The following is a 12,531-nucleotide window of genomic DNA, read 5'->3' on the forward strand; positions in this document are numbered from 1 at the left end:
CAATCAGTTCCAGAACCTTACGGTGGGCGGCAGGACCAGGGACGGGTTTGACGCTACCAACGCCCTGTCCTACCTTTGCCTGAAGGCCACGGACAGCGTGCGCACGCACCAGCCCGGCCTCAGCGTGCGCATTCACAACGATTGCCCGCCGGAATTTTTGGAGGCGGTTTGCGACCTTGTCGCCACCGGGACCGGGTTCCCCGCCATCCACAACGACCAGGCCGGGGCGCAGATGCTGCTCAAGGCCGGCTACGAGCCGGAAGACGCCCGCGATTGGAGCAATTGCGGCTGCGTAGTGCCGCATTTTCGCAAGACGGGGGAATGGACTTCCGCCGTCAACGTAAATTTCGCCGCCGCTTTGGAATACGCCCTGAACGAAGGGAAAAGCCGCCTGACGGGAGAGATCATGGGCCTTCCCGAAAAGCCCGCGTCTTTGTTTAAGACCTACGAAGAGGTATGGCAAGCCTTCCTCCGGCAATTTCTCAACCTCATCAGACATTCGGTTATCGCTACCATAACGGCGCAAAGGCTGCACGCGGAAATGGTTCCGAGGCCTTTTTTGTCCGCCTGTGTTGACGACTGCCTGCAAAAAGGCGTAGACTTAAGCCAGGGGGGCGCCCATTACAGGGTGGGGCCGGTGCTGACCGGCATTGGCCTTGCCATAACGGCCAACTCTTTGGCCGCCGTCAAAAAATTGGTCTTTACGGAAAAGGCGGCGACCATGGCGGAATTGTCCGCCGCGCTGGACGCGGACTGGGAAGGCTTCGGCCTGCTGCGCCGCAAGGCTCTGGGCGCGCCCAAGTACGGGAACGACGACGACTATGTGGACAGGATCGCCGTGGACATCTCCAACTGTTATTACCGGGAAACGCGCGCCTATAAGGATATTTTCGGCCAGCCTTTCAACACGGCTTTTATGGGCATTTCCAACTATATACCCACCGGCCGGGTAATCGGGGCCCTGCCGTGCGGCCGCAAGGCCGGGCAGCCTTTGACGGAAGGCGTGTCCCCTTTTGCCGGCAGCGATGTGGAAAGCCCGCTCGCCGCCATGCGCTCCAGCGGCAAAATCAACCACGACGTGCATACGGGCGGCACTCTCCTTAACCTTCGGTTAGGGGAAGATTTGCTCGCCACCGGCCGCGGCCGGCGGAACTTGGGCGCCTTGATCCGGGCTTACTTTTCTTTGGGGGCCTTTCATGTGCAGTTCAATACCGTTTCCACCGAAACCATGCGCAAGGCGCAGGCCGCGCCGGAAATGCACAAAGACCTTTTAGTGCGGGTGGCCGGTTACAGCACTCAATTTGTCAACCTGTCGCCGCAGATGCAGGAGGCGATCATTGCCAGGAACGCCCACGACAGCTTTTGAGCGGCGCCATGGCAAAATGCGCCAAGGGCCATGTGCTGCAACTGCAAAGTTTTTCTCCCCACGACGGCGAGGGCGTGCGGACGGTGGTTTTCCTTTTGGGCTGCCCGCTGCGCTGCCTCTGGTGCGCCAATCCTGAAACCTGGACTTTTGCGCCCAAATTGGTTTGTTATAAAGACAAGTGTTCCGGTTGCCGCGCCTGCCAGTCCGCCTGTCCGCAAGGGCTTTTCCCCGGCGCGGGCGGCGGGCGGGAAAACTGCCGCGCCTGCGGCCTTTGCGCCGCGATATGCCCGAACGGGGCTTTGCGCGTATTGGGGCAGACGATGGGCGTTGCGGAAATCGTGAAAAAAGCGCGCCGGGAAGAAGTGTTTTTCCGTTATTCCGGCGGCGGGGTTACTTTTTCCGGCGGGGAGCCTTTGTTTCAGCGGCCTTTCCTCCGAAGCGCGGCGAGAGAGCTTTCCCGGGCGGGAATAGACCTCTGGCTGGAAACTTCGGGGTTCTTCCCTTGGGCGGGGGCGGCGGACATTTTTCCTTTTTTTCGCCATGTTTTTTTCGACCTGAAATGTATGGACAGGGAAAAACACTTGGCTTTCACCGGCCGGGACAACCGCCTCATCTTAAAAAACGCGGTCAGGCTTTTCAGGCTGGGCATGCCGCTTACCATACGCGTGCCTTGCGTGCCGGGGCTGAACTTTACCGAAGAGAACCTGCTGGCGACCGCTTGTTTTATGAAAGAATGTCTGCCCGGCGCCGAGGCGGAACTTTTGCCCTACCATGATTTGGGCAAGGAAAAGTACCGGGCTTTGGGGAAAGGGCGGGAATTTCACCAATACGCAGTGCCGGACGCGGCGGCGATAGAGGACGCGCGCCGGCTTTTTCACCAAAACGGCGTAAAGACCGTTTCGTACAAATAGCAAGGCGAAAAAGGCCGATTCAGCATGTGCCCTTTAGAGGTAAATTGGCCGCAAAGACAGTATGGTTTCCATCTGGGTACAGTATCAGATCTCAAACGGAGCGTAAAGGCGACATGCAAACGACGCATACAATAATAAACGCCGATTGCCGCGCGATGAATGACGTCGCCGGCAAAAGCGTTGATCTTATAATTACCTCGCCGCCGTATTGGCAGTTAAAAGATTATGGGGTTGCCGGGCAAATCGGCTTTGACGATGATTACGAAACATATATAAATAACCTTAATATTGTTTGGAAAGAGTGTTTCAGGGTTTTAAAAGATGGCTGCCGCCTTTGCGTAAACGTGGGGGATCAATTCGCCCGTTCGGTTTATTACGGGCGTTATAAGGTTATCCCTATCCATAGCGAGATAATCAGATTTTGTGAAACCGTCGGACTTGATTTTATGGGTAAAATTATATGGCAAAAAAGCACCACCATGAACACTACCGGCGGCGGCGCCGTTATGGGCAGTTTCCCCTATCCCCGAAACGGGATTGTCAGGCTTGACTTTGAATACATCCTTTTGTTCAAAAAGCCGGGCAAGGGGCATACCCCGACAAAAGAACAAAAAGAACGCTCCATAATGACCAACTTGGAATGGAACGCTTATTTTAATGGGCATTGGAATTTCGCGGGGACAAAACAAGACAAACATCTCGCGATGTTTCCCGATGAATTGCCGCGCCGCTTAATCAAGATGTTTTCTTTTGCGGGGGAGACAGTTCTCGATCCTTTCGCCGGGAGCGGGACAACCGCAAAAGTCGCGCGGGAATTAGGGCGCAATTCAATCAATTACGAGATTAATCCCGAATTTATTGCCGTCATGCAACGCAAGGTCGAGGAAAACTCGTTGTTCGGTTCCGCTTGCGTCAAAACTGTCTATGATACGGAAAAATACGTCGATCGGGAAGCCTTGTTGAATGAATTGCCTTACCGTTTTGTTGACAGCCATAAACTCGACAAGGCAATCGACATAAAAACGCGCCAGTATGGCTCGAAAATAAGCAAAGCGGCTAAAGTGGCGGAAGCTAAATTATTTAACGTGAAACGCGTCATATCGCCGGAGGCGCTAGAGCTCAATACAGGCGCGGTAATAAGGCTGATAGGCATAAAGCAGGATGTGTCGCGCCTTGAAAGCGCCATTGATTTTCTTTGGTCAAAACTGCGCGGGCGAAAAGTATTCTTAAAGCAAGAAGACGTTCCCTACAAAGACAATGGGACGCCCGCCTATGTTTATCTTGACAACAAAACATTTGTAAACGCCCATTTGTTGAAACATGGTTACGCGTTCGTTGACATATCTTTGCCTTTTACACACATGGACAAATTTTTAAAGATTCGCGGCCAAGCGTAACGGGGGGAAGGCATAGTGGCAAAAGAATGGATACTTAACAGCGCAACGAACCGGTTTCAGCTTAATTTCAAGCGCAATGTCGGCGCTGTGTCGGAAGCGATACGAAAGTGCGCGCCCAAAACCGCCGACGCATGGCGCGGGTATTATTTCGCCAATGTACGTCCGCAAGCGCATATAAAAGACTTGGGGCGCAAGCTTTATACAAAAATTAAGGCAAAAGTTAACGGCAAAAAGGAAATTGTCAACATTGGCGTCATCGTGGACATACAAAATGAAATAGCCCGGTTGTCGCAAAAACCAACGAAAGGCCTAAGCGATTTGCCGTGAAGTTCTTCCTGCCGAATGTCTGCCGCCATCCGCAATGACCGGGGAAACCCTGCTGGGATTGGTTGACATAGTGCCGCTGAATAAGCCGGCCATAACAATTCGGCCCCAAAAGCGCCGCGCTTTGTGCTTTTCGGAAAAGGTTGCCGGTATCCCTTTCTTTGTTGAAACAAATGGGCAAGCAATACGCAGCATACGAACGGAGGGCCAAAAAGCAATGAAAAAAGTCCTGTCCATCGCCGGCTCGGACTGTAGCGGCGGCGCCGGCGTGCAAGCCGATCTCAAGACTTTTTCCGCCTTCGGCGTTTTCGGCATGAGCGTCATCGTGTCGGTCGTGGCGGAAAACACCGCCCGGGTCATCGGCATACAGGACGTTTCGCCGGACATGGTGGAAAAACAAATGGACGCGGTTTTTGAGGACATCGGCGCGGATGCCGTCAAGGTCGGGATGCTCTCTTCGGTCGAATGTATGGCGGCGGCGGCGGGGAAATTGTCGTTTTACGCGCCGGACAATATTGTCGTCGATCCCGTGATGTACGCCAAGGGAGGCGCCCCGCTGATGCGGGAGGACGCCGTTTCTTTTTTCGTCCGTACCGTACTGCCGCTCGCCGACGTGCTGACGCCCAACATTCCCGAGGCCGAGGCGATTGCCGGCCTGAAAATAAAAAACCCTGCCGACATGAGGCGGGCGGCCGAGATCATGCACGGCATGGGCTGCAAAAACGTCATAGTGAAAGGCGGGCACGGGGCGGGGGAAGCCATCGACGTACTTTTTGACGGCGAGCGGCACCATTGTTTCGGCGGCGAGCGCATAAACACCAAAAACACCCACGGCACGGGCTGCACCTATTCTTCCGCCATCGCCGCCTGTCTGGCGCTGGGCTATGGCGTCGAAGAATCCGCCGCCCGGGCCAAAGAATATGTTACGGATGCCATCCGGCACGCCCCGGGCATCGGCAAGGGGAACGGGCCGACCCATCACTTTTACGGCCTGTACGCAAAGGCCGGCCTTTTAACGACGGACGGGAGCCGGCAAGCGCCGCCTGGCCAAACAAAAAAATAAGGGGACAAATGCGCCGGGAAAAGGCGCCCCCCTATTCTTGCCGTTTGCCACAAGCCGCCGCCGCCGGCCGTGGGCACTTGCGGCCCTTGTTGTTTTGCGGCAATAGGACGGTTTCCCGCAGCCTGTTTTTAATGCCGCCAACCGCTTTTTTTATTCCCATTTTTTGCCGCCGGCCGCCCCGCTTTCCATGGCCAAGGCTATGGCCGCCTCTTTGGGGCGCTCTTTGCTTTTCCGCCGAAAGGCGGCATCGCCTTGCCCTTTTGTCGTTTGCGGCAATTCTTCGAAGATCTTCAGCAAATTTTCCCGGTTTGCGGGCGCGGCGTCCATCTCGGGCAAAGGGCCGGCCATTCCTTCGTATTGGGGGAAAGCGCTGTTGATTCTCTTTTCCATCCTGTTTAAATTGCGGCTTAGTTCCTTCAATTGGGCGGCGCAAAGTTTGCCCGCCGCCTGCTTTGGCGCCTTCCCTGCGGGCTGGGGTCACTTTTCCATTGTTTTTACAAAGGCGGCCATTTTAAAATCGTCGCCTTTGATATGGTTGACCAGCCAATTGCCGATGACGGAGGAAATCTTGTCCGCGACCTCATCGGTAGGGCCTTCGCGCAAAAGTTCCTCGGTCAGGCCGCGCACCGTAATTTTGAATTCCTCGTGATAGCGTTTATGGTCAAGGTAACAAGGATAGTCGTATTGCGCCTGGAGTTTTTCTTCGTCGGCAAAGTGCTTTATGGTGTAGGCGGCCAGAAATTCCATGGTGTTGGCTACTTCCGCGTGCCCTTGCCCGCTCCGGCAAGCCGCGATGAGCGCGTTAAGGGCGGCAACCAGTTGTTTGTGCTGGTTGTCGATCATCTTGTGGCCTGTTTCCAAACTTTTGTCCCATTCGTAAGGCATTTTTTCTTCTCCCGATATTTATTTTGCCGCGCAAGGCCTATTAGCGTTTTAAACTGAGAACAGCATAAAAACAAGGCGGAGAGTGTTGACATGACAGAAAGAAACGTCCTGGTAACAGGGGCTTCCAAGGGCATCGGCTACGCAACGGCCGTCTTGTTCGCGCAAGAAGGCTGCCGGGTGTACGCCAATTATCACAAAACTTACGAGCCTTTGCGCCTTTTGGCGGAAAGCTGCGCGCGGGCGGGGCAAACGCTCATCCCCGCGCGGGCGGACGTTACGGCGAAAAAAGAGGTGGACGCCCTGTTCGCCCTGGCGGACAAGACGGATGTATTGGTCAATAACGCCGGCATCGCGCAGACAAAGGAATTCACGCAACTTAGCGAAGCCGACTGGGACAATATGCTGGCGGCAAATTTAAAATCCGTTTTTTTATGCTCCCAGGCCGCCCTGCCCTACATGCTGCGCGCAAAGCGCGGCTGCATTATCAACATCGCATCCGTTTGGGGGGTCGCGGGCGGCTCCTGCGAGGCGCATTATTCCGCCGCCAAGGCGGGGATCGTCGGCCTGACAAAAGCGCTGGCCAAGGAATTGGGCCCGTCCGGGATACGCGTTAATTGCATAGCGCCCGGGGTGATAGACACGGACATGAACGGCGCCCTGGCAAAGGCGGAGCGGCAAGCGCTGACAGAGGCGACGCCGCTCGGCCGGATCGGGCGGCCGCAGGACATAGCCCGGGCGGCCTTGTTTCTCGCCGCCAACGATTTTATCACCGGCGAGGTCCTCAACGTAAACGGCGGGTTTTATATTTGACGCCGCTTTGCCGGCCTTGGCGGGCGGCCTGGGACAGTCCGGGGCTTTTCATTTTTTTCGCAAACAATAAAAGGTTATGGACATCAAGACGATGGCGCCGCCGACAATCGCCGCGTTGGACGGCCGTTCGCCGATAAAGAGAAATACCCAGAGCGGGTTCAGCATCGGTTCTATAGTGGGGACGATAACCCCTTCCAGCGAGGTTACCCGCACAATGGCGCGGCTGTACATCGCGTAAGATATCCCTATCTGGAAAACGCCCAAGAAAATAAGCGCCAGCCATTCGCCCGCTTCCGGCGCGGGGCCGCCCATAAAAGGCGCCGACAGCAAAAACAATATTACATTGCCGCAAAAGATGGCCGCCGCCGGTTCCGCTTCTTTTATGAAACGAAAGCCTATGACCATGACGGCAAAACAAACGCCGCTAATTATGCCGACGAGGTTGCCGAGGATGTTTGCAAAGGAAAAGTCCCCCACGAAAAACAGCGCCATGCCCAAGACCGTGCTCAAAACAACCATGGCGTCCAAGGGCTTTATTTTCTCCCGGAAAAAACACGCGCTGATGAGCGTAACGTAAATGGGCGCCGTATATTGCAGAAATATAGCGTTGGCGGCGGTGGTAAGTTTGGTGGCGACAACCAGCGTGCCGCACATGCCGGCGTAGGAAAAGGCGCAAAGCCAGACAAATTTGTTCTGCGGCAGCCGCACGGACTCCGGCAAGGCCAACGCGACGGCCAAGGCGGCGATCAGGCCGCGCGTGCCGGCAATCGCCAAAGAGTTCCATTCAATATATTTAATGAACAGGCCGCCGAAACTCCACATAATGGCGCTCACGACGAGAAAACTCAAAGCTTTTCGCCGTCCGTCCACTTTGAGCAGCTTTTTAAACGGCATGTTGTTTCCTTTGCATCAGATGGCTATGAGCTCATATTCGCGCGAGCCCATGCCCAATTCCTCGGCGTAGGCGAGCGCGCGCCGCCCGTCCACGGCGGGGCGCAGGGCGAGGAATTTATCTTCGCCGGGCGGGACCGGCCTTGCGTATTCGGAATCGGCCAGCCCCGCCTGTTTGTTGACCAGATCGAGCGCCGCCTGGTCAATGGCCACCGGGTCGGCGGAAGCGAGAAAGCCTATGTCGGGCACCAAAGGCGCGTCGCTCCAAGGCACGCAGTCGCAATAAGGGGTAACCGAGGCCGCGAGGGTAATATAGGCGGCTTTGCCCTTTTTGCCGAGCAAGGCGGCATAAGCGTATTCGGCCATGCGCTCAAGAAAATCGCCTATGTCGGCGTTCCAATCCGGGGCGATCGCCTTTGTCGGACAAACGGCCATACATTCGCCGCAGCCGATGCAGACAGCAGGATCTATTTTGGCCTTTTGCCCTTCGGCAAAGGCGACGGCGGCCACGGGGCAGATTTTTGCGCACTGGCCGCAGCCGACGCATTTTTTGCCGCTGGCGTACATTTTTATGGCGTGCTGCTCGCGCTTTCCTATCGGCGGGGCGCAGCCCATCGCGACGTTTTTCAGCGCGCCGCCGAAGCCGGCCAGCTCATGCCCCTTGAAATGGCTGAAAACCAGCATGAAATCGGCGTCAAGCACATCCGTGGCTATAGCCGCGCTGGCAAAATGCTTTCCGCCAATCTCGACTCTCCTGTAGTTTTCGCCTTTAAGCCCGTCCGCCACGATAAAAGGCGCGCCGGTTACTTCCGGCACAAAGCCGTGCGCCGTGGCCGTCATGATATGCTGCGGCGAGTTATGGCGCGAGCCGGAATAAAGGGTGTTGGTGTCGGTAAGGAAAGGGTGCGCCCCGGCCGCTTTTATCCTGTCCGTTACCGGGCGCAGGAATATCGGGTTGATATAAGTGTCGAGGCCGGCCTCCCCCACGTGCAGCTTTACGGCCGCGAGATCGCCCGCGGAAAGCAGCTTGTCGAAACCCGCCGCTAAAAACAGCTCGTCCACTTTTTTCTGGTTGCTGCGATGTTTTTGGCCATCGTTAAGGTAGGCCACATAAACTTTGCTTTTCAAAAGAGATACCCCCGTGCGTATATTCGTCCCCCGGTTTCGCCTGCGGCTAATTGTGGTATTTTTCCTTGTTCATTATCTTGAAAGCCCGGTATATTTGTTCAAGCAGCAGCAAACGCGCCATTTGGTGGGTAAAGGTAAAGTCCGACAAAGAAAGCAGAACATCCGCCGCTTGCCGCACTTTGTCCGACAGTCCATAAGCGCCCCCCAGCAAAAATGCCACGCGGCCGCCGCCCGACAGGGCGTTTTGCGCCAGCAGGCCGGAAAACTCCGCCGACGACATTTTGCCGCCGCCGACATCCAGCGCTATGGCAAAATCGCCGCCCTTGACCTGCGCGAGCAATCTTTCCCCTTCCTGCTCCAGCGCGCGGGCCCTGTCGGCGGCCGAAGGTTTTGCCGGCGCTTTTTCTTTTGGGCATTCGGCGACGGACAAAGAGCAATAGGGGCGCAGCCTTTTTACGTATTCCGCCGCCGCCGCCCTAAGATAAGTTTCTTTTAGCCCGCCGATGGCGATGATGTTTATTTTCACAAAAACATCAGTCCGGCAATTTTTCCAGGGCGACCGCCACGCTTATAAGCCGTCCGTCGCGGCTGATGGACAATTCCGCCGTTTGCCCGACGGAAAGTTTGTTCAGCTCCGCGCGCAGTTCCACCACCCTGTTTACCTCGACGCCGTTTACCTTGACGATGATATCGCCTTGGCGCAGGCCGGCTTTGGCGGCCGGGCTGTTTTCCAGCGCCCTGCTGATCAGAAGGCCCTTTTCAAACCGGTAGCCGTAATAAAAAGCCGCCGTTTTGCTGTCCAAAAGGTTTACGCCCAAATACGGCCTCGTAACCTTGCCCTTTTCGATAAGGTCCTTGACGATCGGCTTGACCGCGTCGATCGGTATGGCAAACCCCATGCCCTCGACGCCGGCGTAATTGATCTTGGCGCTGTTTATGCCTATGACCAGGCCGTCGGCGTTAACTAAAGCGCCGCCGCTGTTGCCGGGGTTGATGGCGGCGTCGGTCTGCAAAAGCTGGTATCTTTGGTCGCCTATTTCCAGCGTGCGGTTGAGCGCGCTGATTACGCCGAGCGTAACGCTGCCGCGAAATTCCATGTCAAGCGGGTTGCCTATGGCTATGGCGGGTTCGCCCACGACTATTTCGGAAGAATTGCCAAATTGCGCGACCGGCAGATCCTTGCCCCCCTCGATTTTGACCACCGCCAGATCGGTCGCCGGATCGGTGCCCAGCACCCTGCCGGGGAAAGTGCGCCCGTCTATCAGGCTTATTACCAGTTCCTGCGCGTCTTCCACCACGTGGTTGTTGGTTACTATAAGGCCGGACTGGTCAAAGATGACGCCCGAGCCTTGCCCGCGGTCGACAATCACCTTGCGTCCGCTGAAAAAGTCCCTGATATAGCCCTTGTTGGCTATGCCGACGACCGCCGGGGCGACCCTTTGCGCCGCGCGCACGACCGGGGTATTGCGCGCGGCCGATATGGAGGGCTGGGCTTTGGCGCTATTTATGTCCTGCCCGTAACCGGCGGCATTATTGTTGATAATGCCCGGCGCGGCCAGCCCGCAGCCGAGCACAAAAACGCCGATGGCCATTCCCGTCAGAATGCTTGCCGATTGCGACAATAAACGCTTTAAAGCATTCACTTCACATCACTCTCCCTGCCGTAATTGCTTACCAGGACTTCCTGGCTCGTTACGTATATGGACGCGCCCGCCGCGCCGCGCCCGGCCAAAATGTCCGCGACGGTTTTTTGCGCAAGCTCCGGGCGGTTGTTTTCCCGGCTCAAATGCGCGAGAAAAACCTGCGTTGTTTTGCCGCCGCACACTTCGGCGAGCAGCCGCCCGGCTTGTGTGTTGGACAAGTGGCCTTTGCCGCCGCCGATCCTTTTTTTCATGGCCGGCGGGTAAGAGCCGCCGGCCAGCATTTTTTCGTCGTGGTTGGCCTCGACGATGAACACGTCGCTGCCCGACAGGGCGGCCTTTACCTCCTCGCCGGCAAAGCCCAGATCGGTAGCCAGCGAACATTTTCGGGATCGGTAAAAAATGTTAAAGCCGACCGGCGCCGCCGCATCGTGCGAAACGGCGAAAGGCCTTACGCAAAGATCGCCGACGGCGGTCTCCCGCATGGGCAAAAGGCGGCGGCAGCCGGGCGGGATCTTTCTGAGGCCTTCGAGCGCCAGCCAAGTTTCCTCCCGGGCAAACACCTGTACCTGCGATTTTTCCGCAAACGCCGGAAGCCCCTTCACATGGTCGGTATGTTCGTGCGTTATGAATATGCCCGCCAAGTCCCGCGCCCCAAGGCCCAGCCCGCCCAGTTCCCGCTCAAGCCGCCGGGCGCTTATCCCGGCGTCGATCATAATGGTCGTGCGCCCGGCGCCTACGAGAACAGCGTTGCCTTTGCTGCCGCTCGCCAGGACATGCACTCGAAAAGAATCGCCCATCATGCTTGGCCGCAAAAATCGGCCCGGCGCTGGTGCCGATATAACCCGCCCCCCGCCTTTAAGAGGCGCAGGGCCCGCGTCCCGGGGCGTATGCCGCCGGCGGCCCGCCCGGAATTGACGCAAAGGCCGCGAAACCCGTGCTTTTCCACTTCCGCGCAAGCGGCGGCGATCTCCTGCGGCGTAACGCCCGGCTTCAATACGGCGCGTTCAATATATCGGGCAATGCCGTCCATCAATTTCACCTCTCTGGCCGTTCGCCGGCTTACCGTAGAAACAAGCTCCCATTGCTTTTTATTATAGTATCTGCAAGCAAAAATTGCAAAAAATTTACTTGAGTATTGTTGGGAACCACTTTGCGCCGCGCCGCCGCAAAAGTCCGGCTTGCGCCAAAGCCTGTTTGGGCGGCTTGGGGCCGCCTCTTTTGCTATCTGCCGGGCGCGCGCCGGGGGCCGGTTTTCGTGGGCATCCCGCGCAGGTTCGGCCATGGCCAAGCAGGGGGCGGCGCGAAGCCCTTTTGCGCGCCGTTGTCCCGCAAAAGGGCGGAAATAACGCTGCCGCAAGTTTTTTGCGCAAAGCGCCCCGGCCGCGCCGCTTGCGCGCAGCGAAAGCAAAAGGCTCCCCGCTCGCAGCAGGGAGCCTTTGCCGTGCGGGGCAAGCCCCGCGCAGGGCAATATAGCGCAAACCAGAAGGATACGCGAAATCTTTGCCGCCCGCGCCTTGCCTGATGGGCGGGCTTTGCTAGGGGGCGCGTTCGGCGCTTGCCCAAAAGGCAAGCCGAGCCATCCAAAGAAAGGTTCAGGCAGCGCCCGCCTTTAGAAGAACCATTTGAACTGCGCGGCGAAGCCCACGCCTTCGCGCTTGCCGGTGTAGCCTTCCACTTTGAGGTCGACCAAGCTGTTCTTGCCTTTGAAGGTTACGCCGAGTTCCCCTATGCCGGTGCCGCCTTTCATCTTCGGCGACTCGATCGGCGACCCTTCAGCCGTCCCTTTGGCTTTGCCGTCAAATTCGTGGTCGTAGGCCAGCCCAGCGTAAAATTCGTTCTTTTCCCCTACCGCCTTGGTATACCTTAGGCCCGCCCGCCAGCGCAGGGAGGTTACGGCGTCAAGTTCCACCGGGTGCCCCAGCACGCTCACCGAGTCGCTGCCCGCGCGCGTATAGAGGATCTTGGTGTAAAGGTCGAGGGCGGCGTCGCCCTTTAGTTCCTTTATGTAGCCCACGCCGAGGTGCAGGCCATAGTAGACGGATTTGGCGTCGTAGGTCGAGCCGGCGAGGTTGCCGCTATGTTGGGTGAAGTCGGTCTTGACCTGCCCGACGCG

General features: G+C 57.1%; 15 protein-coding genes. 6 read left to right on the forward strand and 9 right to left on the reverse strand.

Features of this window, described 5'->3' with window-relative positions:
• The 5 genes from LBO03_07395 to thiD all read left to right on the forward strand — a co-directional run.
• Positions 1-1,366 (forward strand): hypothetical protein (locus tag LBO03_07395; GenBank protein ID MDR3349412.1); only part of this gene is annotated, 1,366 nt, incomplete at its 5' end.
• An 8-nt stretch (positions 1,367-1,374) separates the two neighbouring features.
• The gene (locus LBO03_07400; GenBank protein ID MDR3349413.1) at positions 1,375-2,277 is read left to right on the forward strand and encodes a glycyl-radical enzyme activating protein; all 903 of its coding nucleotides are present in this window, start codon (positions 1,375-1,377) and stop codon (positions 2,275-2,277) included.
• Between the two features lie 113 nt (positions 2,278-2,390).
• On the forward strand, positions 2,391-3,674 hold the full coding sequence (locus tag LBO03_07405) for a hypothetical protein (GenBank protein MDR3349414.1): 1,284 nt from the start codon (positions 2,391-2,393) through the stop codon (positions 3,672-3,674).
• A gap of 15 nt (positions 3,675-3,689) precedes the next feature.
• Positions 3,690-4,001, forward strand: coding sequence for an MjaI family restriction endonuclease (locus LBO03_07410; GenBank protein ID MDR3349415.1), 312 nt, complete (start codon positions 3,690-3,692; stop codon positions 3,999-4,001).
• 214 nt (positions 4,002-4,215) lie between these two features.
• Positions 4,216-5,061 carry a bifunctional hydroxymethylpyrimidine kinase/phosphomethylpyrimidine kinase gene (thiD, locus tag LBO03_07415; protein MDR3349416.1) on the forward strand — a complete coding sequence of 282 codons (846 nt, stop codon included), beginning with the start codon at positions 4,216-4,218 and terminating at the stop codon, positions 5,059-5,061.
• 150 nt (positions 5,062-5,211) lie between these two features.
• Here thiD and LBO03_07420 read toward each other — a convergent pair whose 3' ends face one another.
• Together LBO03_07420 and LBO03_07425 are read right to left on the reverse strand one after the other, a co-directional pair.
• Positions 5,212-5,451 (reverse strand): hypothetical protein, encoded by a 240-nt coding sequence (locus LBO03_07420; protein ID MDR3349417.1) that lies wholly within the window; start codon positions 5,449-5,451, stop codon positions 5,212-5,214.
• Between the two features lie 87 nt (positions 5,452-5,538).
• A complete protein-coding gene (locus LBO03_07425) occupies positions 5,539-5,946 on the reverse strand; it encodes a hemerythrin family protein (GenBank protein ID MDR3349418.1) in 408 nt (135 codons plus the stop codon).
• A 90-nt stretch (positions 5,947-6,036) separates the two neighbouring features.
• On the opposite strand from LBO03_07425, the gene fabG reads away from it, so the two are divergent.
• Positions 6,037-6,756 (forward strand): 3-oxoacyl-ACP reductase FabG, encoded by a 720-nt coding sequence (fabG, locus tag LBO03_07430; protein MDR3349419.1) that lies wholly within the window; start codon positions 6,037-6,039, stop codon positions 6,754-6,756.
• 48 nt (positions 6,757-6,804) lie between these two features.
• Here the strand turns inward: fabG and LBO03_07435 are convergent, their stop codons facing one another.
• The 7 genes from LBO03_07435 to LBO03_07465 all read right to left on the reverse strand — a co-directional run.
• On the reverse strand, positions 6,805-7,650 hold the full coding sequence (locus tag LBO03_07435) for a DMT family transporter (GenBank protein ID MDR3349420.1): 846 nt from the start codon (positions 7,648-7,650) through the stop codon (positions 6,805-6,807).
• Between the two features lie 15 nt (positions 7,651-7,665).
• The gene (locus LBO03_07440; GenBank protein MDR3349421.1) at positions 7,666-8,775 is read right to left on the reverse strand and encodes a DUF362 domain-containing protein; all 1,110 of its coding nucleotides are present in this window, start codon (positions 8,773-8,775) and stop codon (positions 7,666-7,668) included.
• A 46-nt stretch (positions 8,776-8,821) separates the two neighbouring features.
• Entirely contained in the window at positions 8,822-9,301 is a 480-nt protein-coding gene (gene rlmH / locus LBO03_07445; protein ID MDR3349422.1) for a 23S rRNA (pseudouridine(1915)-N(3))-methyltransferase RlmH, read from the reverse strand.
• A 7-nt stretch (positions 9,302-9,308) separates the two neighbouring features.
• Positions 9,309-10,418, reverse strand: a complete 1,110-nt coding sequence (locus LBO03_07450) for a trypsin-like peptidase domain-containing protein (protein MDR3349423.1) — start codon at positions 10,416-10,418, stop codon at positions 9,309-9,311.
• Entirely contained in the window at positions 10,415-11,218 is an 804-nt protein-coding gene (locus tag LBO03_07455; GenBank protein ID MDR3349424.1) for an MBL fold metallo-hydrolase, read from the reverse strand. The genes LBO03_07450 and LBO03_07455 overlap by 4 nt, the downstream gene beginning before the upstream one ends.
• Positions 11,215-11,448 (reverse strand): hypothetical protein, encoded by a 234-nt coding sequence (locus LBO03_07460; protein MDR3349425.1) that lies wholly within the window; start codon positions 11,446-11,448, stop codon positions 11,215-11,217. Before LBO03_07460 ends, LBO03_07455 begins: the two co-directional genes overlap by 4 nt.
• A gap of 579 nt (positions 11,449-12,027) precedes the next feature.
• Positions 12,028-12,531, reverse strand: a 504-nt coding sequence (locus LBO03_07465) for an autotransporter outer membrane beta-barrel domain-containing protein (protein ID MDR3349426.1), incomplete at its 5' end; no start/stop codon positions are given.

The organism is Acidaminococcales bacterium (assembly GCA_031290885.1).
Classification (GTDB): domain Bacteria; phylum Bacillota; class Negativicutes; order Acidaminococcales; family JAISLQ01; genus JAISLQ01.

Bases quoted from the DNA above. Each gene is read 5' to 3' on its own strand.
- LBO03_07400 (MDR3349413.1), top strand. From the start codon at position 1,375: ATGGCAAAATGCGCCAAGGGCCATGTGCTGCAACTGCAAAGTTTTTCT.
- LBO03_07405 (MDR3349414.1), top strand. From the start codon at position 2,391: ATGCAAACGACGCATACAATAATAAACGCCGATTGCCGCGCGATGAAT.
- thiD (MDR3349416.1), top strand. From the start codon at position 4,216: ATGAAAAAAGTCCTGTCCATCGCCGGCTCGGACTGTAGCGGCGGCGCC.
- LBO03_07420 (MDR3349417.1), bottom strand. From the start codon at position 5,451: ATGGAAAAGAGAATCAACAGCGCTTTCCCCCAATACGAAGGAATGGCC.
- LBO03_07425 (MDR3349418.1), bottom strand. From the start codon at position 5,946: ATGCCTTACGAATGGGACAAAAGTTTGGAAACAGGCCACAAGATGATC.
- fabG (MDR3349419.1), top strand. From the start codon at position 6,037: ATGACAGAAAGAAACGTCCTGGTAACAGGGGCTTCCAAGGGCATCGGC.
- LBO03_07435 (MDR3349420.1), bottom strand. From the start codon at position 7,650: ATGCCGTTTAAAAAGCTGCTCAAAGTGGACGGACGGCGAAAAGCTTTG.
- LBO03_07455 (MDR3349424.1), bottom strand. From the start codon at position 11,218: ATGATGGGCGATTCTTTTCGAGTGCATGTCCTGGCGAGCGGCAGCAAA.
- LBO03_07460 (MDR3349425.1), bottom strand. From the start codon at position 11,448: ATGGACGGCATTGCCCGATATATTGAACGCGCCGTATTGAAGCCGGGC.